The following is a 23,637-nucleotide window of genomic DNA, read 5'->3' on the forward strand; positions in this document are numbered from 1 at the left end:
CCTTTATAAAATCATCGATCCCAACAATATTGATCTGTCTTTTTCCTTTTGTAAAGAGCGTAGCATCATTTAGCAGTAACTCGCCATTGTATCGCCCAAAGAGTTCATGATACATGGCCGGTGTAACGCTACCATCGTATTCTTTATTACCCAGGATGACTATTTTGGGTATTTCCAAAGGGAGCAGTTTTAGAAAGGCCTCCAGAAGTGGTAATTGACTGGGTTTATTAATGGAATCGCCGGTAAAGAACAGCAGGTCGGGTTTTTCCTTTGCGATTCTATTTCCTATCCACTTATGGTAGGTCTTTATCTCCCTTATGTGCAGGTCGGTTAGCTGTATTACCTTGATGGTGTCTTCCCCACTTTCCGCTATATCATACGTGGACCATTTTACAATGTACTTTTCTATCCAAAAAGCATCCAGAAAAAGGAATCCTATGAGTCCCAGGAAAGTTAAAAATACAAACTTTCTCCTGCTAATTTTCATGCTTCTTTATAGATGATCGCCCGGGAACAGCACATTAATTGGCGAGTTCCAGTAAGGCAACCTCATAGGGATTATCCAGGGTTACCCGTCCGTTCTTTACCTCAACCGTCGTCTGGGAATAGGTGTCAAATAACAATGTGCCATCGCCAAAAAACCCTTTTACCCAAAGCGATTTCTTGCCTTTTGGAAGATCTAGTCCTACTGCTACCTTGTCTTTAAATTCCCCATCAATGTAGCTTCGGCCAAATACATAAGGTTTTTTTCCTAAACGTTTATGTTTGCCCGCACCTATAGCCGGATGGTGATTTCGAAACTGACCAAGTTTTTGCCAGTGTGCAAGGATCTCTTTTGTTTTTAGACTATCCAGGTCTCCCCAGTTCATAAATGATCTTAGAGTAGCGTCTCCCACAGTGCCCTCAATAGTTAAATCTCTTGCAGTTTCGTCTCCGTAGTATACCTGTGAGGCTCCGGGAGTTAACAGCAGAACGTTTGCAGCATAAATAGGTTTTTTACGGTCCTTGTCGAAAGGTTCCCCATCATCATGAGATGTCAGGTAATTAAGGACGCTTACCCCATTTAGTTTTGTATGCAAAAGATTGCTGTATTTTCTAAAGATCTGTTCGTACTCCTTTTTAGCATCTGTTTTCAGTTCAAAATTAATAAGGCTGTTAAAGCCATTAGAAAAATAATCTACCTTCTTGTCGCCAAAATCGAATGTACGTCCTCCGGAAATCCCATAATTATATACCTCACCTACCATAAAGAAAGGAGTATTATCCAAAACCTGCTCCTGGTGCTTCCTCTTCCAGCTTTCAAAGGCATAGGCGGCTTCTTTATACAGTTCTCCCCATGCTTTTTCATCCGCGTGTTTTACAGTATCTACCCTGAAACCGTCAATTCCAAGGTCGTTTACGTAATCCGTGAGCCATTTTATAATATAGAACCTCGGCGCGCGAGGATAACCGGTTCTGTCAAAGAACAATTGTAGTTCATCCAACTCCATACTCAACCGTCCTTCTTCCTTCCACTTAGCCAATAAGGCGTCTGGTAGATCAATGGCTTCATCGGTGGCAGTGCGAATATCGGGTAAGTTGGCTACAAGGGTACAGGACGTGGTCGATTCATAATCCTGAAATGTACATATGGGTTCAGTAATTACCCATTCTGCTGGCCATACCGCATCTTGTTCGGTAACCGGACCCGTATGATTCAGCACTACATCCATCACTACCCGTATGCCCCTGTCATGTGCCTTTCTGACCATTTTTTCAAGATCCTTTCTGCTTCCAAAATTAGGATCGAGCGCCGTCCAGTCCTTAGCCCAATATCCGTGATAGCCATAGGAGTTACCTGTTCCCTCATCTGTAGAACCGTGTATCTGCTCCACAACAGGAGTAAACCAAATGGCATTGATGCCGAGATCGGTAAAGTAGCCTTCTTCAATTTTCTGTGTGATCCCCTGAATATCACCTCCCATAAAGCCCCGTAAAGGCCCTGTTTCTTCTGTTCTGTTGAAATTAATGTCATTTTCCGGATTGCCATTATTAAATCGGTCCGTAAGTAAGAAGTAAATGTTGGCACCTTCCCAGCGAAACGGTATAGTTTTTTTTACAATTGGCGGAGATTCTTTTTGAAGGATGACGGGCTGTGATGCTGTATCAGAAGACCTCTTACATCCATAAATAAGGGTCATTAAACACAAAAATACCAGTATTCTCTTCATTAATTGGTGTATTTGAGGAATGCCCGTGTCAAACAAAAAACAACAAGAAATGTCTTGTTATTTCGCGTAGTTCTATTAGGCTTTTAAATTTTTTTAAAGCTATTAAATGATCTTGGATTAATAAAATTTAATTGATCCGATCTGAAATATGGAGGTAACAATGTGTAAGTATTTGAAATTCTGGGAAATGGATATCACCTTTTTCTATTAAGGACCTTGTAGTCTTCGTAGCAGCTACTCATGGCGTCCAGGATTTGGAGGTCATTGGCGGTGGTGATAAAGGATTTTGAGAAATTACAATTAGAAAGAATGTCTTCAATATCTACTTTTTCCAGTTGCAAAAGTTCTGTAAGCGTTTCCCGGTCGAATTTAGAGGCCAGAAGATCGCGGATTTCATCATCTTCTTTGATCAACCGTAATTTTCGCATCTGATTGGGCCTCTTGCCAAAGAGGTTTCGAAGCAAATCGGCCGGATTCAATATAGCTCCTAACACTTTGGTAACAGCACTTGGATTTTTATTACCTGCTTCATAACTCTTCGAAAGTCCTGAAATACTGTATTGATAAGCCGTATTGATAGGGAGGTTCTTGACGTCAATTTCAAGGTATCCGGTAAGTTGATAGGGTCTTACGATCACTTCTTCCAGGGCATAGGCCAATTCTGTGAGCGCTATCTTGGTGTCCGTGAACCTGAACATATCATTGGTAACCCTAATTTTTTGTGATTTAAAACCCAGATAGGAGAAATAAAGAGTGTCATTGACCGTAGCTCTGATAGAGAATTCACCCCGCTCATTTGTAATTGTACCCACTACCTGATTCAGGTTCACCACATGCACACTTTCAAGGGGTTCATCGGTCTGTGCGTTGATTACGACTGCGCTGAATTCCGTTGTTTGCCCAATAGGATCATTCTCCTGCGCATGAATCAGAAAAATACTGCATAGGAAAAGCCATAAGAGATAACTTTTTTTCAATGAATTCCTTTTTTGAACGAATAAACCAAAAAATCTAGAGGAACCTACCTTTTTTAATATAGAATTAACTAAAAGAAACCGTCCCTTTTTTTGCTTCTTCTTTTCCCTGTGCGTTGCGAAGATCCTTTTGAGAACGAACGTTCTTTAAACTTACCTTTTTTACTGTCCTTGTCTCTCCGCCTGCCTTTGTCTTTCCCTCTGCGTCCTCCGCCACCTTCAGGACTTTTAGAGACTTCTACATTTACAAACCTGCCGTCTACCTTGAATTCTTTAAACGTATTTAAGATCAGATCTGTAAATTGTGCATCGGTGTTAAAGAAAGAGAAACTATCCTTCACATCCACCCGGTATACATCATCCTTGCCAATTTCGAGCGTATCCCTAAGGAAATCCTTCAAAGACATCCAATCGTACCCATCTTTTTCTCCTACATTGATAAAATATCTAACGGATCCGTCGGAAGACTCTTCCGTTCCTTTAGAACCTCTGGGCTCCCGTTCACCGCGCTGTCCTTCTGAAGAATTGAGATCTTTTACCTTGCTGTAATAGCTGTAAAATCTTGTAAATTCTACAGAAATTATTTTTTTGATCAATTCCTCCCGGTCTAAGCCTTCAAATACGTCATTGATGGCAGGAAGGTAATTGTCAACGGCATTATTAATTTTTGTATTCCGGATTTTACTTGCCAAATGATACAATTGTATCTCGCAGATCTCCATTCCAGATGGGATCTTCTTGGTTTCGAATTGTTGCTTGATCATATTCTCAATAGTCTTTATTTTACGAAGTTCACTTCGTGTAATAATAACCATTGAAATTCCGGACTTGCCGGCTCTTCCGGTCCTACCGCTTCTGTGTGTGTAGGTTTCTATCTCATCGGGGAGTTGGTAATTGATCACATGCGAAATATCATCCACATCAATCCCCCTGGCGGCCACATCTGTAGCTACCAACATCTGAATTTGTTTTTTTCTAAAGGAGTTCATCACCAGATCTCGTTGGTTCTGGCTAAGATCGCCATGCAATGCGCCGGCATTATACCCATCTTCGATCAACTTTTCAGCTACTCGTTGGGTATCTCTTTTGGTACGGCAGAAAACCACCGAGAAAATCCCCGGGTTAGCATCTGCAAGCCTTTTCAGGGCCTCATACCTATCTCTTCCTCCAACCACATAGTATTCGTGTTGCACGGTATCTACTCCTGAATTTTTTGTGCCAACCGTTACTTCCTGAGGCTGATTCATAAATTTTTTGGCAATGGTAGACACCTCTTTTGGCATGGTAGCCGAAAACAACCAGGTAGATTTTTCTTTCGGAGTGGTAGACAAGATGTCTTTGATATCTTCGAAAAAGCCCATATTAAGCATCTCATCGGCCTCATCCAGGATGCAATAATCGATCTTGCTTATATCGATCATCCCTCTGCCGATCATATCCTTCATCCGGCCGGGTGTGGCCACAATAATCTGCGCCCCGCGTCTGATCTGCTTGGATTGCTCCACAATACTTGCACCACCATAGATGGCAACAATGTTAAGTCCTTTTACATATTTAGCATAAAGCTGCATCTCATTGGTGATCTGCAGACAGAGTTCGCGGGTAGGGCTAAGGATCACGCCTTGCGTAGTTCTGCTTTCGCTATGTATCTTTTGAATTAGTGGAAATCCGAACGCAGCTGTTTTTCCTGTTCCGGTTTGGGCCAAAGCCACCAGGTCTGTTTCATCCTGTAATAAAATGGGAATGGTCTTTTCCTGGACTTCTGAGGGAGTTTCAAATCCAAGGTCTTCAATAGCTTGCAAGAGGGCTTCATTAAGCCCCAGCGCTTTAAATTTTGTCATCTTAAGTTATTTTACGTAATCGCAAATATGAATGTTGCATAGAGCGGTTATCGTAATAACTTTAAGATACTCAGCGCAACACATGCTATACCAGCGGCGTCAATTAAGCGGCAAAGGTACTGCTAATTATTGACAAACCAGGGCATGGGCCACTATTTATAGCTATCCAATCTAAATTCTAATTATACTTTCTTAAGAAAATTGACAAGTTTTGAGAACGCCAAGGCACGATGACTTAATTGGTTCTTTTCTTTCAACGACAGCTCTGCAAATGTTTTATTTAATCCGTCTGGTTGAAAAACAGCATCGTATCCAAATCCATGATGCCCCCTTGGGCTCATTGTGATGATTCCGGGAATGATCCCATAAAAAATGTGGGTCTGTTGGCCCAAATTCAAGGCAATTACTGTAGTGAATTGAGCCCGCCTGTCTGTTTGCTCGCTCATATGTTGTAGTAACTTCTCAATATTTCTACTTTCATTTTTGGGTTCTCCCGCGTATCTGGCTGAGTATACGCCGGGTGCTCCGTTCAGGGCAACCACCTCAAGACCGGTGTCGTCTGCAAAACAAGGAAGGCCATATCGCTCCATAACATAATTGGCTTTTAACCTGGCGTTTCCTTCCAGGGTTTCTGAGGTCTCAGCGATCTCTTCTTTACAGCCCAGCTCGTTGAGCGATTTAAGCATTATACCTTTGGGTAGTAGGTCTCTAATTTCTTCTAGTTTGTGCTCATTATGAGTAGCAAATACAAATTCCATGGGTAATTTTTTAATAGGAGGGGTTTCAAGCTGGTCAAAAGTAGTAATTTTAACTTCCCTTAAGTTCGATAGATATATGCAATTAAGAATTCCTCCTATTGTAATTTTCCTTTTTACTGCGTGCTGCATGTATGTTTTGGAAGCGCTGCTTCCGGTGGGATATTTCGATTTTTTTGGCCGGCACTATTTGATGGCAGCTCTGTTGTTGCTGGCTTTGATTCTTGGCCTTGCCGCTTTAGGACAGTTTTTTAGGACCGGCACTACCATTGACCCAAGAAAACCAGATCGCACCCAGGTACTAGAAACCAAGGGGGTGTATTCTTTTTCGCGGAATCCTATGTATTTAGCGCTTTTATTGGTACTGTTGGCATGGGGATTGTGGTTGGGAAATGCCTTTAACACCCTTCTGGCCGCAGGTTTTGTCTCGGTTATGAATAAGATTCAGATAATTCCGGAAGAAAAGGTGCTAGCACAGAAATTTGGCAAGAATTATGCGCAGTATTGCATAAAGGTAAGGCGTTGGTTTTAAGGCTATGACCTGCTTCCAGGATGAATAGTACAATATTGTGAGCAACTTATAGTTCTATATATTAGCATAATAACTAATAAATTAATATATTAGCTATAATACTTATAATTAATGATTGCAATAATTACAGGAGATATCGTGAATTCGGAACAGTATCCGACTTCCATTTGGATGCCCTTATTGAAAAAGGTGTTGCAGAAAAATGGAAAGCAACCCGAATTTTGGGATATTTACAGGGGCGATGAATTTCAGCTTAAGTCAACCCCGGATAAGGCCCTGCAGTTGGCGATTGAAATAAAAGCCGTCATAAAATCTATTAAAAACCTGGATGTGCGACTAGCCATAGGCCTTGGCGATGAAACGTATGCCGGGGGACGCATTACCGAGGCAAATGGTTCGGCCTACAAACGCTCCGGACGCATGTTCGAGGCTTTAAAAGAGGAGAAACGTACCCTGGCTCTGGCGTGTGGTCATCAACACTATGACCAAACACTGAACCTAATGATCAAATTGGCACTTAATTTTATGGATGATTGGAGTACGGTGTCTGCCAATACAGTAAGCTATACACTGCAACATCCTGAGATTTCTCAAGAAAAAATGGCTGTGCAATTCAAGGTCCAGCAGTCGGCCATAAGCCAACGGCAAACAAGAGCCAGAACACATCTGGTATTAGAGTTAATAGAATATTACCAGCAAACCATTAAACAAATTGTCCCATGATCATATTTATAAAACTGTTGTTGGCTCATCTTCTGGGGGATTTTCTATTTCAACCTACCAAATGGGTTATTCATAAAGAGGTCCATAAAATTGGCTCAAAGTACCTGTATGCACATATTTTGATCCATTTTGTATTGGTATTGATCCTGATGGCGGATATAACCTATTGGAAAATTGCCTTGGTAATAGCCCTGTCACATTATGTGATTGATCTGGGAAAATTATACTCCTCCAAATGGTTCTCAAATAAAAGCATTCCCTTTTTTATTGATCAGGCATTTCACGTAGCCATCATCTTTGGTTGTGCATATTATGGGGAAGTAATAGGGCAGGCAACTTATTTGATAGGACTAATGGACTGGGGCCTTATTACAGCCGTATTTTTCCTGAGCTTCCCTTCGGCTATCATCATGAATATCTTACTAGAAAGGATGTCGGATCAAATTCCACTGGATCATAAATCCCTGCCCAATGCGGGGAAATATATTGGAATGATAGAAAGACTCTTTGTGTTCATTTTCGTCATCACCGGTCGTTGGGAGGGCATAGGTCTTTTGATCACCGCAAAATCTGTATTTAGATTCAACGATCTGAAAGAAAGCAACAGCCGAAAACTTACCGAGTATATCCTGATAGGAACCTTGCTTAGTTTTGGCCTTGCCATCCTTACAGGTATTATATATACTGCTTATTAAATTGAAATCATTGCTGGGGATAGCTCAAACCATGACCATAGGGGTAGAGCGGATCTTTAGAATCATAGGGTAAGTCTTCTTTTTGATTTTTTACAGCTTCCCAGGAAGAAGGCAGTTCAAAAGGTAATTTCCCGGAAGGTTTCCTTATGCCAAACAGTACATCTGCCAATACCTCGTCCCCAACCCCAAATTCTGCGAAAAGCGCACTGCTGGTTTCAGCAATCTCCGTTAAAATTGTCGGACGCTCTAAATTGGCCACCACAATAGAAGGTTTTTGAGATATTAGGTTTAATATTTCCTTTTTTTCTTCCTCTGTATAATACAATCTTCCCTGGTGAAAAAATTGTTCCAAAAAGTAGTCCGATCTTTCGTCAAATGGTGTGCCAATCCTCTTGACAATGACATCCGCGTCCTTAGGATTATCTACCAATTCACCCGGGCCATCAAAGACCTCAGGGTTTGTCATCCCTTCAACATAGAGTTTAGTTCCTTCCTTGAGTGGAAGCAGTGCCTTATTCTTCAATAAGACCATAGAGGCGGCTTGCGCTATCTGTCCTTTCTTTCTAAAGTTTTCCTGGCCTGCAATTTGAGTAGCTTTTTGCTCATCTACATAGGGATTATCGAACAGACCCAAACGAAATTTATCTTTCATAATTCTTTTTACGGAGATATCCAACCTGCTTTCATCTACCTGGCCTTCCTGTACCAGGGCAATGATCAATTCTGGTGCGTTTTCCCCTCCAAACTGATCACAACCTGCCTCTAAGGCCTTTTTTGCCCTTTCTTTTGGCGAGAGATCTTCAACTCCCCAGGCACGGGCTTCGCCCATTTTTGAATCTGTTAGAATGACCCAATCCGTACAGACTACCCCTTGAAAATTAAGGGAATCACGCAGCAGACCCTGAATAATATCCTTATTAAAACCAAAGGCAACATCTTCGCTGGTCTGCCCAACCGGAATTCCGTAATAAGGCATGATCTGAGCTGTGTGCGCCGGAAATGCCCCCTTGGTGAAGGGTATCAGGTGATAGTCAAAATTATTTCCCGGGTATACCTGGTCCTTCCCATATGGAAAATGGGCATCTTCCCCGTCCTTCTGAGGTCCACCGCCGGAAAAGTGCTTGGTCATACACGCTACACTTTGTGAATCCAGAGAATCACCTTGAAACCCTAAGACATAAGCTTTTGTCATCATTGCGGACAAGTAGGCATCTTCGCCAAAAGTACCGTTAGCGCGTCCCCATCGTGGTTCAGTGGCCAGATCGGCCATAGGGTGTAAAGCCAGCCGAATACCAACTGCTTTATACTCTTGTCTTGCGATATCTCCGAATTCCCTAACCAGCAAGGTGTCTCTGGTTGCTGCCAGGCCCAATGAACTTGGCCATTTTGAAAAAGCGGGAGTATATAGTCCGGCGCCTGGGTTATTCTTTTCCATTCCATGTCTGGGATCAGTGGCAATGGTGATCGGAATTCCGAGTCGCGTTCTTTCTGCCATTTTCTGGACGATATTGTTATATTTTGCCATTTTATCGGCCTCTATAGAGGCCAGGATATTAAAGCTATTCATTTTGAGTCTTGCGATCAGTTCAGAATTTGAAGGCAGTACAAAAGACATCATCAGCGCCACAGGATCTGTGGATAATACAGGAGTTTCCATGGGCTCACCATCTGGTGTTGTGCCAATCATAGTGATAAACATGGAACCCGCTTTTTCTTCCAGATTCATCTGGGATACCAAGTTGTTTACCCTTTCATCAATTGGAGCATTTGGATTTTCATAGATGTCCATTTTGCCATTTTTATTCAAATCTCTGAACGAAATACCAGATTGCACTAGGGTGGGTGCTTCTTCCCCTAATAATTTGTAATTCGCGGAGGAGTCCATTTTTTTGCTAAAATAAATGATTGTATATCCTAGTATGACTATGATGAGTGCACCGAGTAAAACGTATTTCAGAATCTTTAATAGTTTTTTCATTCAGAAGATTTTTTGATGCCAATTAAAAATTTAACAACCCCATTGATTCCCAAATTCCCATAAAAGAGGTTCAAAATAAACAAAATATTTATTGAATAGCGCTTAAAGACATCGATCTTATAGTTTTACATGAATTGCATACACTGATCCCTATAAATTTCTACTTTTACACCACCTATTTACAAACTATGATCGCAGTGGGAAGAAAGTATGTTTTCGATTTTGATAGTACCCTGACCAGAGTCGAGGCCCTGGATGTTCTTGCAGAAATGACCTTACAGGGGCGGGTAGAACGCGAAGAAATCATAAAAGAAATTCAACATATCACTAATCTGGGAATAGACGGGGATATTTCTTTTACAGAATCTCTGGAACGAAGGATTAAATTGCTTGGAGCCAATAAAAAACACCTGGAGCCATTAGTAAAAGAGTTGCGTAAAAAGATCTCCAAATCTATCGCCTCCAATAAAGAATTCTTTGAGAAATATTCGGAAGACATTTATGTGATCTCATGTGGTTTTAAGGAATTTATAGATCCCATTGTGAAGGAGTACAACATCCCATCAGAAAGAGTGTATGCCAATACATTCGACTTTGATGCCGATGGAAATATCATAGGTTTTGACGAAGATAACGTACTGGCTAGTCACAACGGAAAAATTGAGTGTCTGCGCCAATTGGATCTGGATGGAGAAGTGCAGGTAATTGGGGACGGTTACAGTGACTACGTTATGCGTGAAGCCGGGATAGCCCACAAATTCTTTGCCTATACCGAAAACGTTCACAGGGAAAAAGCGGCTTCAAATGCAGATCACATTACACCTAACTTGGACGAATTCCTATTTGTGAACAAGCTCCCGAGGAATATTTCCTATCCCAAGAACAGAATTAAGATCCTTCTGCTAGAGAATGTTCACCCCATTGCTTTTGATAATCTTTCTGAGGATGGGTTTTCAGTGGAATTGATCGATAGGAGCTTAAGTGAAGAAGAACTTATAGAAAAAGTAAAAGGTGTCCATGTTTTGGGGATCCGTTCTAAAACGCAGATTTCGCCAAAAGTTCTGGATGCTGCCAATAAGCTTTTGGTGGTAGGTGCTTTTTGTATTGGAACTACCCAAATTGATCTCGATTATTGTCAGAAAAAAGGGGTAGTGGTATTCAATGCACCATACAGTAATACCAGATCAGTGGTAGAACTGGCTATTGGTCAGATCATTATGTTGATGCGAAATATCTTTCCAAGAAGTGTAGAGATACACCAGGGTCATTGGAACAAGACCGCCAATAATTCCAAAGAAGTACGGGGAAAAAACCTGGGGATCGTAGGTTACGGGAATATTGGAAAACAGCTATCTGTGCTTGCAGAGGCCATTGGCATGCGCGTATACTATTACGATCTGGAAGACAGACTCGCTTTGGGAAATGCCATAAAATGTAGTAGTCTGGAAGATCTGCTGAACGTTTCCGATGTGGTATCACTGCATATAGATGATAGTAAAAACAACCTCAATTTTATCGGAGAAAGGGAATTTAACCAAATGAGAGACGGGGCAATTCTTATCAACTTATCAAGAGGTTTTGTGGTAGATATCCCAGCGATGGTAAATGCCCTGAAGACTAAAAAACTGGCGGGCGCCGCGGTAGATGTATATCCCGAAGAACCTGCAAGCAACGGCCCATTTAAAACAGCTCTGCAAGGTATTCCTAATGTGATCCTAACGCCGCATATAGGAGGAAGTACAGAAGAGGCGCAAATGAATATAGCCGACTTTGTCCCCAATAAAATAATGGATTATATAAACTCCGGAAATACGGTAGATGCCTTAAACTTCCCCAATATTAGGTTACCCAAGCAAAATAACGCCCATAGATTCCTGCATATCCATCGAAATTTACCCGGTGTGATGGCTCGGATCAATGATGAATTTGCCCATTATGAAATGAATATTTCCGGTCAATATCTATCTACAAATAAAGAATTGGGTTATGTAATAACAGATCTGGACAAGGACTATAATAAGAAAGTTATTCAGGCGCTCAAAAAAGTAGAAAACACAATTAAATTTCGGGTGCTTTATTGATGGTGGTAGGGCTCGTTCCGCAAGATGGTGAAGCCTCGGTATAACTGTTCAACAAAAAATAAGCGTACCATTTGATGTGAAAAGGTCATGGCCGAAAGACTTATTTTATCCTGAGACCTTATATAGACGGTATTACTAAAACCGTAGGGACCTCCAACCACAAAGACAAGTTGCCTTGTACCGGCATTCATAAATTTCTGAAGGTAATTGGCAAAGTCAATGGAAGGGTATTGTTTTCCTTGCTCGTCCAATAAAACCATCACATCCGTTGTACCGATCCTGGCCAATATAGCTTCTCCTTCCTTCTCCAGTTGTTCGGGGATCGATAGGTTTTTGGTCGACTTAAGAGCCGGGATGACCTCTAATTCAAATTTTATATAATGTTGCAGCCTTTTCTGATATTCCGATATCATGGCTTGCAGGCCTTTATGGTCGGTTTTACCTACCACTAGCAGTTTGATTTTCATGACCCAAAGGTAAAATTTTCACGAAATTCAGATTCTTTATTGGTGATTGTTTTTAGTAATTTTATCCGATAGATTGTAATTACATGATTTCCGAAGCAGCCTTCCAACAAGAAATACATCAGATCATCGTAAACGGCATAAGAGAAGATGTTGGCGATGGAGATCACAGTTCTCTAGCTTGTATTCCGGCAGAAGCAAGCGGGAAGGCCAAACTTCTGGTAAAAGAAGAATGTGTTATTGCCGGGGTAGATTTTGCAAAAAAGGTTTTTCAATATGTAGATCCCCATCTGGCCATGGAGATCCTGGTGCAGGACGGACAAAAAGTGCGTTATGGAGATATTGTATTCTATGTCAGTGGGTCCTCTCAGAGTATTTTAAAAGCAGAAAGGCTGGTGCTAAACGCCATGCAGCGTATGAGTGCCATTGCAACAAAGACTGCCCAATACGCCGATATTTTGAAGGGAACCAAGACCATGATTCTCGATACCAGAAAGACCACCCCGGGGATCAGGGCCATTGAAAAATGGGCGGTAAGGATAGGAGGAGGGGAGAACCACCGATTCGCATTATACGACATGGTTATGTTAAAGGATAATCATATAGATTTTGCCGGTGGAATCACGAAGGCGATCGATAAAACAAATAAGTACCTAAAAAAACATCAAAAGAACTTAAAGATCATCGTTGAAGCCCGTAATCTTGGTGAAGTGGAGGAGATTCTCCGATCTGAAGGCGTCTATAGAATACTGCTCGATAATTTCAATTATCAGGATACCAGAAAAGCTGTTGAAATAATTGGAAATAAATGCCTTACCGAATCTTCAGGAGGTATCAATGAACAAACCCTTCGCAAATATGCAGAATGTGGGGTGGACTATATTTCATCCGGGGCCCTGACCCATTCTGTAAGCAATAAAGATCTGAGTCTAAAAGCCGTATAGATGACAAAAGAGGTAGAAGATAAATTAAAAAAGATACCCGTCATTAATTGGCTTGCTGCACTGCTCAAGAAGATAAAACTGGTAGGATTACAGGGGCTTTCTCTTTACGACCTGATAGAAATGTATATCAAAGGGATCGTTCAGGGTGCACTCTCAACCAGGGCAAGTTCTATTGCCTTCAGTCTGTTTATGGCTTTGTTCCCGCTTTTAATTTTCCTGGTAACTCTCATACCCTTTATCATACCTTTCGTAAGTGTAGGTAATGAGGATTTTGATACTCAATTTCTACGATTTCTGGAAACCTTTCTCCCAACTGCAACAGGCGAGTATTTTGGAGAGATCTTTACGCAGATTAAGGATCAGAAACAGGGAGGGCTATTATCCTCTGCTTTTGTTCTTTCCATTTTTCTAATGACCAATGGTGTTAATGCCATCTTTGCAGGATTTGAAACCTCCTACCACAGTATCCTTACCAGGAATTTTTTTAAACAATATGCCTACGCGCTGATTGTAGGCATCATCTTGTCGTTTTTATTGATGGCAGGAGCGGTTGCCTTTGTGTATTTTGAATACACCCTGGAATATTTAAATGTATGGGCTGCCGAATCGAGCGGAGTCGCAGTCGATCCGAATGATCTTAATGGGGCAAGGGCCGGAAAAGTATTGTTCTTTGCAGTGCTGTCTTATTTTACAACGGCGATTCTTTACTATTTTGGAACTGCCGAAGGAAAGCAGGCACGCTTTTTTTCCTATGGGGCACTCATGACCACTTTACTCTTCTTACTTACCTCATATCTGTTTGGGGTGTATATTGAAAAATTTGCTCGTTATAATGAGCTTTACGGAGCCTTGGGGGGATTGCTGATCTTAATGGTGTATATCTGGCTGAACTCAAATATTTTGTTGCTAGGGTTTGAACTAAATGCGACACTTAACAGCCTCAAACAAAACATGAATACCAAAAAAGTCTCCTCTTAAGCCACACCTATGCAGCATTTTATTGATGTGATCTTACCCATACCCTTAGAGAAACTCTTTACGTATTCGGTTTCACAAGAGGCCGCTAAAGTTCTACAAAAAGGGATGCGGGTTGCGGTACCCTTTGGTAAATCAAAGATCTATACAGCCCTGGTGTATGAGATTCATACAAATCCACCTACAGCCTATGAGGCCAAGGATATTCATGAGGTCATTGATGCGCTTCCCCTGGTGACTCCACTTCAAATAGATCATTGGCAGTGGATGGCTCACTACTATATGTGCACCTTAGGAGAAGTATTCCGCACAGCAGTTCCCAGTGCCTTTCTTTTGGAGAGTGAGACCTTCGTCCTTAAAAATAAAAGTATTCAGCCGGATGAATCTTTACTTGATGATCAGGAATTTCTGGTGCTGGAAGCCCTTGAACACCAGGAATCACTAAAAATCAGCGATGTCAGTGCCATCCTCGATAAAAAAACGGTGTTGCCAATGCTCAACAGGATGTTGGGAAAAAAGTATATCCTCCTGAAAGAGACCTTACATGAACAATATAAACCAAAGCAGTTGCGAACAGTTCGGCTGCATGATCAATTTAGTTCTGAGGAAGCTTTGAGTGTCCTTCTCGAGGAATTGAGCAGGGCACCAAAACAAAGAGAAGTTTTGTTGCATCTCTTTCAGCTCCAGGCCACTGCGCAAAACCCCATTTCAGTTTCCGAACTTCAGACCAGAAGCGGCGCTTCTTCCGGGGTGATTAAATCGTTGGTCGAAAAAGGAATCCTCGAAGAGCAAATGCTTACCATAGACAGAATTACCTACGACGGAGAGGCAACTTCTGCTAATAAATTTCATTTGAGCAATTTTCAAGAGGCGTGTTTACAACAGCTCAAGTCGTCTCACACCTCCAAGCAGGTAACACTGCTCCACGGTATAACCTCCTCCGGTAAAACGGAAGTGTATATAAAATTGATAGAAGAGTACCTGAACGTAGGGAAGCAAGTGCTGTACCTTCTTCCTGAAATTGCCTTAACAACCCAACTTATTGAGCGCTTACAGGCCTATTTTGGTGAAAAGGTGGCTGTTTTCCACTCAAAGTACAGTCAGAATGAACGTGTAGAGGTCTGGAACAATGTTTTACAGAATGAGTCCAAGGCACAAATAGTAATCGGGGCGAGGTCTTCTCTTTTCCTACCTTTTACAAAACTTGGCCTGGTCATTATTGATGAAGAACATGAGAACTCTTTCAAACAATACGATCCTGCACCCAGATATCACGCCAGGGACGCTGCCATTGTATTAGCGACCTTGCACAAGGCAAAGGTGATCCTGGGCTCTGCCACACCAAGCCTTGAAAGTTTTTACAATGTTCAAAAAGGAAAATACGGATACGCCTTTATGGACCAACGATATGGAGGGGTCCAATTACCTGAAATTGAATTGGTGGATATAAAAGAGGCTTCCAGGAAAAAAAGAATGAATGGGCATTTCTCTGAAAGACTTGTAAAGGAAATATCAGAAACGCTGGCTTTAAAAGAACAAGTAATTTTATTCCAAAACAGAAGGGGTTATGCCCCTATTGTGGAGTGTACAACTTGTGGCCATGCTCCCCAATGCCCTAATTGTGATGTTAGTTTAACCTACCACCAGGCGAAGAAACAACTGCGTTGCCATTATTGCGGATTTCATATGGTCCTTGAAGAACAATGTATGGCCTGCGGTAGTGCAACCCTGGATACAAAAGGCTTTGGCACGGAGCAAATAGAACAGGAGTTATTAACATTATTTCCAGAGGCAAAGGTGGGCCGGATGGATCTTGACACTACCAGAGGTAAATACGCCTATGAGAAGATCATCGGTGCCTTCGCTCAAAAAGAATTCGACATTCTGGTTGGTACTCAAATGGTGACTAAAGGACTAGATTTCAGGCACGTAAATCTGGTGGGGATCATGAATGCAGATTCGTTGCTTAATTTTCCGGATTTCAGAGCACATGAGCGAAGCTATCAACTCTTGACACAAGTGTCCGGAAGAGCAGGCAGAACTGAAAAGAGAGGCATAGTACTTGTGCAAACCTATAATCCGTTTCACAGTATTTTACAGCAAGTGGTTGCAGGAAACTATATGGCTATGTATGAGGAACAGATGTCTCAAAGGGAGCAATATCATTACCCGCCAACTAACAAGATCATAAAGATCAGTTTAAAGCATAAGGACTACAATTCACTTAATGAGGCTGCTACCTGGTTTGGCAAGGCATTGCGCAATGTTTTTGGGGCGCAAATATTAGGGCCAGAATTCCCTCCGGTGGCAAGGATCAGGAATCAGTATATTAAACAGATATTGGTAAAAATCCCCAGAAAACAGTCGCTTAAACAAACAAAAAATAGCATTAAAAGAATTGAAAATTCCTTTAATGCTATTTCCTGGTACAGAAGTGTGCGCGTAATCTACGACGTAGATTACTTTTAACTAAACGTTGCTTAACGCTTCGGCCAGTTCTGTTTTCTTATTTCTGCTCAGAGGAATAGACCTGCCACTAACTTCAACATTCTTGCTGTTGAATTTTTCGATCTTTTCCAGATTCACAATATACGATTTGTGGATCCTGAGGAATTTATCTTCAGGTAATTGTTTTTCAAAAGCCTTCATGGTAGAAAGGATGACGATATTGGCTTCGTCTGTAACTAATTTTATATAGTCTCCAAGTGCTTCTATCCATTTAATATCGTTTAAAATAACCTTGCGCTTTTTAAGGTTACTTTTAACGAAAATATGTTCTTCATCCTCAGCTACCTGGTTCATTTGCTCGAATTTGGCGACTGCTCTTTTAACAGAGGCGTCAAAACGGGCCATAGTAATAGGTTTGTGAAGATAATCCGTTACATCGTAATCAAATGCTTTTAAGGCATAGTCCGGTTTACCGGTAATTAAGATGACTTGTGGGCTATTTTCCAATGATTCCAACAGATCAAAACCACTAATGATCGGCATTTCAACATCCAAAAAGATAAGGTCAATCTCATTGTTCTTGATGCCGTTCTTGGCTTCAATAGCGTTGCTGTACTCCGCAACCAGGGCTAAATTCGGATGATTATTCACCAATTTTGCAACTGCCATACGCTGCATAGATGAATCGTCAACAACAATACTTCTTAATTTCATAAAGGGTTGATTTGTGGGGTTAAATCATCGACAAAGTACTAAAAAAACGGGATGTTCTGCAACAAAAGTTGTGAACAATTCATCTGTTTCTTACCATACACGATGAGCATAATTTAGGTTTATAGGTTAAGTTCAATTTGAAACATATAGTACCAATAACGAAGAAAACTATAATTTCTTGTAAATAGACAGAAGAATTATTACTTTTGCACTCCTAAAAATTGTATAATCATATGAATCATTACGAAACTGTTTTCATCTTAAATCCCGTTCTATCTGATGTTCAGATAGAGGAAACAGTTAAGAAATTCGAGGATTTCTTAATTAAGAATGATGCCAAAATGGTATCAAAAGAGAATTGGGGCCTTAAAAAATTGGCATATCCCATACAACACAAAAAAAGTGGTTTTTATCATTTGTTCGAATTTGCGGTACCTGGTGAAGTGATTGCTCCTTATGAGCAGGAATTTCGCAGGGACGAACGTATTATGCGTTTCTTAACCGTAAAACTTGATAAGCACGCTATTGAGTGGGCAGAGAAAAGAAGAACAAGACAAAAAGCTAAAGCGTAAGGATATGGCAACATTACAACAACAAGCAAAAGGTAAGAAGGACGGAGAAATTCGTTATTTAACCCCATTGAACATTGAGACCAACAAACAGAAGAAATACTGTCGCTTTAAAAAATCGGGTATCAAGTACATCGATTATAAAGATCCAGATTTCCTGATGAAATTGGTAAACGAACAAGGTAAGTTACTTCCTAGAAGGCTTACCGGAACTTCTTTGAAGTATCAGAGAAAAGTAGCTCAGGCGGTAAAAAGAGCAAGGCATATTGCCTTAATGCCGTACGTTGGAGATTTATTAAAATAAAAAGAAACAGATCATGGAACTTATTTTAAAAGAAGACGTACAAAACCTTGGATTTAAAGACGATCTGGTTTCAGTAAAGAATGGCTACGGCAGAAATTACCTGATCCCTCAAGGCTTGGCCGCTATGGCAACACCCTCTGCAAAGAAAGTATTGGCAGAGAATTTAAGGCAAAAGGCTCACAAAGAGAAGAAGGTTGTTGATGCAGCCAATAAAATGGCAGAGGCTCTTAAGCAACTGGAAGTTAAGATCACGGCCAAAGTAGGTGCCGGCGACAAACTCTTTGGTTCTGTAACCAATGGAGACCTTGCCGATGCCCTGGCAAAAGAAGGCCACGAGATTGACAAAAAATATATTTTGATCAAAGGAGGAGCCATAAAAAGGGCTGGGCCATATGATGCGCAGATACGCCTGCACAGAGATGTGATGGTCGACTTTAATTTTGAAGTGATCGCCGAACAGAAGTAAGGCAGTCTTACGTTTATAAAATCTAAAGAGCTATGTATTCATAGCTCTTTTTTTTGGATGCCAATCCGGAGCCTGCAGAAAGCCTAAGCTTTGACAATGTATTAGGAGGTAGAGCAGATATAGGTATTTAACCTATCTAAGTCTTTGATACGAACCGGTATGAGACCTTCGCGGCTATTACCAGTCAGATATACAGATGGAGAGCACAATTGGGAGTACGCACTGTTTTTAACTAAGGAATAAAATCTTATTTTTGGGCCGCCCTAAAAAGGCGGCTTTTTTATGAAATATACACGCTTAACAAAACAGCAACTAGAGGAGTTACATCAGGAATTTATAAACTTTTTGGCTACCCAGAGTATCACCGGACCAGAGTGGGAGATGATTAAACTCAACAGGCCACAGGTAGCCGAAGAAGAACTCGATGTATTTAGCGACCTAGTATGGGAAGGGGTGCTCCACAAAGTTCAGTACCTGGAAAATATTTCGGAACAACAAATGCACCTGTTCTATCTTCCCGAAAAGGAAATGAAGCTTATCTCGGTGAAAGTCATGAATCCCAAATTAGATCTGCGTACCCCAGAGGGATTTAACTGGTTTAAAAAGAACTGGCAGTCAGATTTTGTGGAATACCTGGTAGCCTCCAAGGCCTATACGGACGACAAGAACCTTGATAAATTTAAACTCATCCAACAGGGAGCAGTGATCACCAAGGGAGATCTCTATCAATGGTTTGATAAAATCATAGAATAAGTCGATATTTGCCCAACTACATTAGAACATGGCTCAAAAACCGTCTATTCCCAAAGGTACCCGCGATTTTACCCCCCAGGAGGTTGCAAAGCGGAACTATATCTCAGACACTATTAAAAGGCAGTTTGAATTGTTCGGATTTCAGCCTGTAGAAACGCCTTCCTTTGAGAATTTAGACACCTTATTAGGGAAGTACGGCGATGAGGGCGATCGATTGATTTTTAAAATCCTTAATTCTGGTGACTACCTTAATAAGGTGGATGAAGCCAGCTTAAAAGAGAAAGATCTCGCCAAACTAACTCCCCAGATATCAGAAAAAGCCTTACGCTACGACCTTACCGTGCCTTTTGCCAGGTATGTGGTAATGCATCAAAATGAGATCGATTTTCCTTTTAAGCGATACCAGATCCAGCCGGTATGGCGAGCAGACAGGCCTCAGAAAGGGAGGTTCAGAGAATTCTTTCAATGCGATGCCGATGTGGTGGGAGCCAATTCTCCGATACAGGAAATTGAATTGATCCAATTGTACGATGCGGTTTTTACGGACCTGGGGCTAAAACAAGTTTCCATCAAATTAAATCACAGAAAGATATTATCGGGGATCGCAGAGGTTATTGGGGCCCAGGATAAACTGATTCCATTTACAGTGGCCCTGGATAAGTTGGATAAGATTGGTACAGAAGGGGTCATAAAGGAATTATTGGCCAACGGGATTAGCGCCGAGGCGGTAGATCTGGCCATGCCATTATTTACCATAGCAGATAAGAACAACCCCTTCGCTGTCTTATCTACCTTTTTAACAGACTCAGACATAGGGCAAGAAGGGATCTCGGAACTGAAATATATCACAGAGAACATTGAGAAATTAGGTCTTTTAAGCGCAGAGGTATCTTTAGATGTATCCCTGGCCAGAGGACTTAATTACTATACCGGAGCTATTATGGAAGTGGCTGCCCCTGCGGGGGTTTCCATGGGGTCTATTGGCGGCGGCGGCCGATATGACGACCTTACAGGAATTTTTGGCATGAAGGATCTCAGCGGGGTTGGGATCTCCTTTGGACTAGATCGTATTTATCTGGTCCTGGAAGAACTGGGGCTTTTTCCGGAGACCATCGACCAATCCGTAGAGGTGCTTTTTATGAATTTTGGGGAGAAAGAAGTGATGGCTTGCCTGCCATTGATCCGGACCCTGAGAGCTCAAGGAATAAAAACGGATCTCTATCCAACGGAAGCAAAACTTCAGAAGCAGTTCAAATATGCCAACAACAGAAACATACCATATGTTGCGCTGCTTGGAAAGGATGAATTACAGGAACAAACGGTGGTGATTAAGAATATGGCAAAGGGGTCGCAAGAGGCCTACTCCTGGAAGGAACTCGCATTATTTAGTAAAGAAGTGCGCTCCGAAGGGCAGAAATAACCTCCTTATAATACACTACGGAATGAGGTACATAGGGTAGAGAAGGTGCTTTGCTAAACAAATCTTTTTCCCAAACATGAATAGGTTTTAACAGGAGTTCAGCCACTTCCTCTTCTTGCTTAGACAAGCTCTCCAGAGCTGGTTTTAGGCTACATATAAAGGTATGATGGAATTCGCAATCTACTAAACCGGAATGATGTTCCTGAACCGACTTAAACACCCCAATGGGTTTTAAATCGTTTTCAACTACGTCTAAACCAATTTCTTCTTTTATTTCTCTGATTGCCCCCGCAAATATAGTTTCTCCGGCGCTTACGTGCCCTGCAACAGAAACATCCCAGCACAAGGGAAAGGTCTTTTTGATCCGGGCTCGCTGTTGCAATAAGACCTCACCAGTATCTGTGTAAAACCATATATGAACAGTAGGGTGGAACAAACCTTTTTGGTGAGCCTCAGACTTTAAAATCCTTTGCCCGGTATAATTCCCTTTGGTATCAAGCAGATCTACCCACTCTTCCATACGTGATAATTGAATGCATTATACCATTTATAACCTACTAACTGGGTCCAACATTTTACTACTGGTATGTTAGTCGAAATAGCTAAAAGTCTCTCCCGCTTTAATGGTCAAGAGTGTTTCATAGATGAGTCGGATAACATTTTCCACATCATCCCTGTGCACTGTTTCCACGGTGGTATGCATATAGCGCAGGGGTAAGGATATAAGGGCCGAAGCAACTCCTCCGTTACTATACGCAAATGCATCGGTATCGGTACCCGTAGACCGGGAAGAAGCCATACGTTGGAAAGGTATCTTACAGTTTTCTGCGGTCTCAATGATACGCTCTCTTAATTTATTCTGAACGGCAGGTGCATAGGAGATCACCGGGCCGGCTCCCAATTCGGTATGGCCTTGAGTTTTCTTGTCGATCATGGGGGTTGTAGTATCATGACAAACGTCTGTTACGATAGCTGCATTAGGGCGGATGGTCTGAGTGATCATCTCTGCACCTCGCAGTCCTATCTCTTCTTGAACAGAGTTCGTTATATACAATCCGAAGGGCAGTTTTTTCTTGTTCTCATGCAGCAACCTGGCTACTTCCGCGATCATAAATCCTCCGGCCCGGTTATCGATGGCTCTGCAAACAAATTTGTTCTTGTTCAAAATATGAAATTCGTCCGGGTAGGTAATAACACAGCCCACATGAACACCCATTTTCAGAACCTCCTCTTTTTTCTTGGCGCCAACATCGATAAAGATATTGTCTAGTTGCGGTGGCTTTTCCTTGCTTTTATCCCTGGTGTGAATAGCGGGCCAACCAAAGATCCCTTTTACGATCCCTTTATTGGTATGGATATTCACCCATTTGGAAGGTGCTATCTGATGATCGCTGCCTCCGTTGCGTATTACATAGATGAGTCCGTCGTCCGTAATGTAATTCACATACCATGATATTTCATCAGAATGCCCTTCGATTACCACCTTGTATTTTGCTTTAGGGTTGATAACGCCAACTGCTGTTCCGTAGGTATCCGTAATAAACGTATCAACATAGGGCTTCAGATAGTTCATCCATAGTTTCTGCCCTTCCCATTCGTACCCTGTAGGAGCTGCGTTGTTAAGGTATTTCTCAAAGAATTCTACTGATTTTTTTGTAAGAATTTTAGTCTGGCTCATCTATGTATTTTATTTAGATACAAACTTAGCAATATTCACGTTTATTTAATAACTGGGCTATCGGTTTATCATTAATTTTGTAATAAAGAATACAGCAAGCTTTTATTAAATGTGGAAATGGTTTTTTGTGGGATGTATGTGGGGAATTTCCCTTACTGCTCAGGTGGAAGATAAGCCCTTAGATTCCATTCAGGAGAAGTTGATCATTATTGAGGGAGATTCTCTCTTCCATGCCTCTATTGCTTTGGATGAGGTTTTTATCTTTGGCAAGTTGGAGTTCTCCTCCTATGAAGATAAGCTGAGGTATTATATTCTGAAGAGAAAAACACTTAAAGTGTATCCGTATGCAAAACTGGCTTCTGAACGTTTAGTCTCACTGAATGACAGTCTCAAGAGCATAAAATCTAACAGAAAAAGGAAGAGGTACACCCGCCATGTGCAAAAATATATCGAAGAGGAATTTTCGGAGGAATTGAAAAAACTGACTCGTACAGAAGGACAGATCCTTGTAAAACTGATTTACAGACAAACGGGAAAGACCGCTTTCGATCTGGTGAAAGAGTTGCGCAATGGATGGCGTGCCTTCTGGTATAATACGACTGCCAGAATTTTCAAGATAAGTATAAAGGAAGAATTTAGTCCACAATCAGTTCATGAGGACTATCTTATTGAGGATATTTTGCAACGGGCATTTGCAGAAAACAAACTGCAAAGACAGAAGTCTGTTTTAGATTATGACTATGCTTCCTTGACCAATAAATGGAATCAGCAACAAAAAGAAAAAAAATAGTTGTGGAATCCATCTACAACCATTATATTTAGAAGCCTTTTTTTCCTGGAAATACTGCAAATTCCTAGTTTAGAGGACCTTAATTATAGAGCTGAATTATTTTCTTAAAAATACTTCAAAATTTATTTTTAATTAAAAAAATGGCTTTATATTTGCACCCGCTTAGCGTGAGAGCGTTGGGTGATTAGAGAAGTAGATAAGTTCATTGACATATTGGTAGACAGCGAATTTGCTTTTGGTGCTTAGGGTTTCGGCCTTTTGTATTGGGAGTAGATTTAAGATCATTTATTAACAAACATGAGAACCGTTTTGAGGCGGGACGA

23 protein-coding genes are annotated in these 23,637 nt (G+C 41.3%); 13 read left to right on the top strand and 10 right to left on the bottom strand.

All coding sequences use genetic code 11. The features are described from left to right. The 5 genes from WBM49_RS09175 to WBM49_RS09195 all read right to left on the bottom strand — a co-directional run. Nucleotides 1-487 (bottom strand): metallophosphoesterase (locus tag WBM49_RS09175; RefSeq protein WP_424371750.1); only part of this gene is annotated, 487 nt, incomplete at its 3' end. 34 nt (nucleotides 488-521) lie between these two features. Then, nucleotides 522-2,210, bottom strand: coding sequence for an alpha-amylase family glycosyl hydrolase (locus tag WBM49_RS09180; protein WP_424371751.1), 1,689 nt, complete (start codon nucleotides 2,208-2,210; stop codon nucleotides 522-524). A gap of 194 nt (nucleotides 2,211-2,404) precedes the next feature. Further along, nucleotides 2,405-3,187, bottom strand: a complete 783-nt coding sequence (locus tag WBM49_RS09185) for a carboxypeptidase-like regulatory domain-containing protein (protein WP_424371752.1) — start codon at nucleotides 3,185-3,187, stop codon at nucleotides 2,405-2,407. A 68-nt stretch (nucleotides 3,188-3,255) separates the two neighbouring features. After that, nucleotides 3,256-5,025 carry a DEAD/DEAH box helicase gene (locus WBM49_RS09190; protein WP_424371753.1) on the bottom strand — a complete coding sequence of 590 codons (1,770 nt, stop codon included), beginning with the start codon at nucleotides 5,023-5,025 and terminating at the stop codon, nucleotides 3,256-3,258. 182 nt (nucleotides 5,026-5,207) lie between these two features. Then, nucleotides 5,208-5,783, bottom strand: a complete 576-nt coding sequence (locus WBM49_RS09195; protein ID WP_424371754.1) for a non-canonical purine NTP diphosphatase — start codon at nucleotides 5,781-5,783, stop codon at nucleotides 5,208-5,210. 76 nt (nucleotides 5,784-5,859) lie between these two features. On the opposite strand from WBM49_RS09195, the gene WBM49_RS09200 reads away from it, so the two are divergent. The 3 genes from WBM49_RS09200 (at nucleotide 5,860) to WBM49_RS09210 (ending at nucleotide 7,730) form a co-directional block, all read left to right on the top strand. Further along, nucleotides 5,860-6,312: a methyltransferase family protein gene (locus WBM49_RS09200; RefSeq protein WP_424371755.1), complete on the top strand. Its 453-nt coding sequence runs from the start codon at nucleotides 5,860-5,862 to the stop codon at nucleotides 6,310-6,312. A gap of 111 nt (nucleotides 6,313-6,423) precedes the next feature. Then, a complete protein-coding gene (locus tag WBM49_RS09205; RefSeq protein WP_424371756.1) occupies nucleotides 6,424-7,035 on the top strand; it encodes a hypothetical protein in 612 nt (203 codons plus the stop codon). After that, nucleotides 7,032-7,730, top strand: coding sequence for a DUF3307 domain-containing protein (locus WBM49_RS09210; RefSeq protein WP_424371757.1), 699 nt, complete (start codon nucleotides 7,032-7,034; stop codon nucleotides 7,728-7,730). The genes WBM49_RS09205 and WBM49_RS09210 overlap by 4 nt, the downstream gene beginning before the upstream one ends. Nucleotides 7,731-7,737: 7 nt before the next feature. Here the strand turns inward: WBM49_RS09210 and WBM49_RS09215 are convergent, their stop codons facing one another. Next, nucleotides 7,738-9,708 (bottom strand): glycoside hydrolase family 3 N-terminal domain-containing protein, encoded by a 1,971-nt coding sequence (locus WBM49_RS09215; protein WP_424371758.1) that lies wholly within the window; start codon nucleotides 9,706-9,708, stop codon nucleotides 7,738-7,740. Between the two features lie 188 nt (nucleotides 9,709-9,896). Between WBM49_RS09215 and serA the strand changes: the two genes are divergently transcribed. Then, the gene (gene serA, locus WBM49_RS09220; RefSeq protein ID WP_424371759.1) at nucleotides 9,897-11,789 is read left to right on the top strand and encodes a phosphoglycerate dehydrogenase; all 1,893 of its coding nucleotides are present in this window, start codon (nucleotides 9,897-9,899) and stop codon (nucleotides 11,787-11,789) included. Here the strand turns inward: serA and rlmH are convergent. Further along, nucleotides 11,783-12,256: a 23S rRNA (pseudouridine(1915)-N(3))-methyltransferase RlmH gene (gene rlmH, locus WBM49_RS09225; protein WP_424371760.1), complete on the bottom strand. Its 474-nt coding sequence runs from the start codon at nucleotides 12,254-12,256 to the stop codon at nucleotides 11,783-11,785. The genes serA and rlmH overlap by 7 nt on opposite strands. A gap of 83 nt (nucleotides 12,257-12,339) precedes the next feature. On the opposite strand from rlmH, the gene nadC reads away from it, so the two are divergent. From nadC to priA, 3 genes are read left to right on the top strand one after another with little or no spacing between them, the layout of a single operon-like run. Continuing rightward, complete coding sequence (gene nadC / locus WBM49_RS09230) at nucleotides 12,340-13,197, top strand: carboxylating nicotinate-nucleotide diphosphorylase (protein ID WP_424371761.1); 858 nt, start codon at nucleotides 12,340-12,342, stop codon at nucleotides 13,195-13,197. Then, nucleotides 13,198-14,175: a YihY/virulence factor BrkB family protein gene (locus WBM49_RS09235; RefSeq protein ID WP_424371762.1), complete on the top strand. Its 978-nt coding sequence runs from the start codon at nucleotides 13,198-13,200 to the stop codon at nucleotides 14,173-14,175. Between the two features lie 9 nt (nucleotides 14,176-14,184). Then, entirely contained in the window at nucleotides 14,185-16,641 is a 2,457-nt protein-coding gene (priA, locus tag WBM49_RS09240; protein ID WP_424371763.1) for a replication restart helicase PriA, read from the top strand. Here the strand turns inward: priA and WBM49_RS09245 are convergent, their stop codons facing one another. Continuing rightward, nucleotides 16,642-17,334 (bottom strand): LytR/AlgR family response regulator transcription factor, encoded by a 693-nt coding sequence (locus WBM49_RS09245; RefSeq protein WP_424371764.1) that lies wholly within the window; start codon nucleotides 17,332-17,334, stop codon nucleotides 16,642-16,644. Between the two features lie 233 nt (nucleotides 17,335-17,567). On the opposite strand from WBM49_RS09245, the gene rpsF reads away from it, so the two are divergent. The 5 genes from rpsF (at nucleotide 17,568) to hisS (ending at nucleotide 20,846) form a co-directional block, all read left to right on the top strand. Then, on the top strand, nucleotides 17,568-17,906 hold the full coding sequence (gene rpsF, locus WBM49_RS09250) for a 30S ribosomal protein S6 (protein ID WP_424371765.1): 339 nt from the start codon (nucleotides 17,568-17,570) through the stop codon (nucleotides 17,904-17,906). Between the two features lie 4 nt (nucleotides 17,907-17,910). Further along, nucleotides 17,911-18,207 carry a 30S ribosomal protein S18 gene (gene rpsR / locus WBM49_RS09255; RefSeq protein WP_297765153.1) on the top strand — a complete coding sequence of 99 codons (297 nt, stop codon included), beginning with the start codon at nucleotides 17,911-17,913 and terminating at the stop codon, nucleotides 18,205-18,207. Nucleotides 18,208-18,220: 13 nt separating this feature from the next. Further along, nucleotides 18,221-18,673: a 50S ribosomal protein L9 gene (gene rplI, locus WBM49_RS09260; RefSeq protein WP_424371766.1), complete on the top strand. Its 453-nt coding sequence runs from the start codon at nucleotides 18,221-18,223 to the stop codon at nucleotides 18,671-18,673. A gap of 282 nt (nucleotides 18,674-18,955) precedes the next feature. After that, nucleotides 18,956-19,426 carry a DUF6495 family protein gene (locus tag WBM49_RS09265; RefSeq protein ID WP_424371767.1) on the top strand — a complete coding sequence of 157 codons (471 nt, stop codon included), beginning with the start codon at nucleotides 18,956-18,958 and terminating at the stop codon, nucleotides 19,424-19,426. 28 nt (nucleotides 19,427-19,454) lie between these two features. Then, complete coding sequence (hisS, locus tag WBM49_RS09270; protein WP_424371768.1) at nucleotides 19,455-20,846, top strand: histidine--tRNA ligase; 1,392 nt, start codon at nucleotides 19,455-19,457, stop codon at nucleotides 20,844-20,846. Here the strand turns inward: hisS and WBM49_RS09275 are convergent. Together WBM49_RS09275 and WBM49_RS09280 are read right to left on the bottom strand one after the other, a co-directional pair. Beyond that, nucleotides 20,812-21,366 (bottom strand): NUDIX hydrolase, encoded by a 555-nt coding sequence (locus tag WBM49_RS09275; protein ID WP_424371769.1) that lies wholly within the window; start codon nucleotides 21,364-21,366, stop codon nucleotides 20,812-20,814. The genes hisS and WBM49_RS09275 overlap by 35 nt on opposite strands. 69 nt (nucleotides 21,367-21,435) lie before the next feature. Beyond that, the gene (locus WBM49_RS09280; protein WP_424371770.1) at nucleotides 21,436-22,524 is read right to left on the bottom strand and encodes a M42 family metallopeptidase; all 1,089 of its coding nucleotides are present in this window, start codon (nucleotides 22,522-22,524) and stop codon (nucleotides 21,436-21,438) included. Nucleotides 22,525-22,633: 109 nt separating this feature from the next. On the opposite strand from WBM49_RS09280, the gene WBM49_RS09285 reads away from it, so the two are divergent. Further along, on the top strand, nucleotides 22,634-23,314 hold the full coding sequence (locus WBM49_RS09285; RefSeq protein ID WP_424371771.1) for a DUF4294 domain-containing protein: 681 nt from the start codon (nucleotides 22,634-22,636) through the stop codon (nucleotides 23,312-23,314). Nucleotides 23,315-23,637 lie beyond the last annotated feature (323 nt).

The organism is Muriicola sp., assembly GCF_049669965.1.
Lineage (GTDB): Bacteria > Bacteroidota > Bacteroidia > Flavobacteriales > Flavobacteriaceae > Muriicola.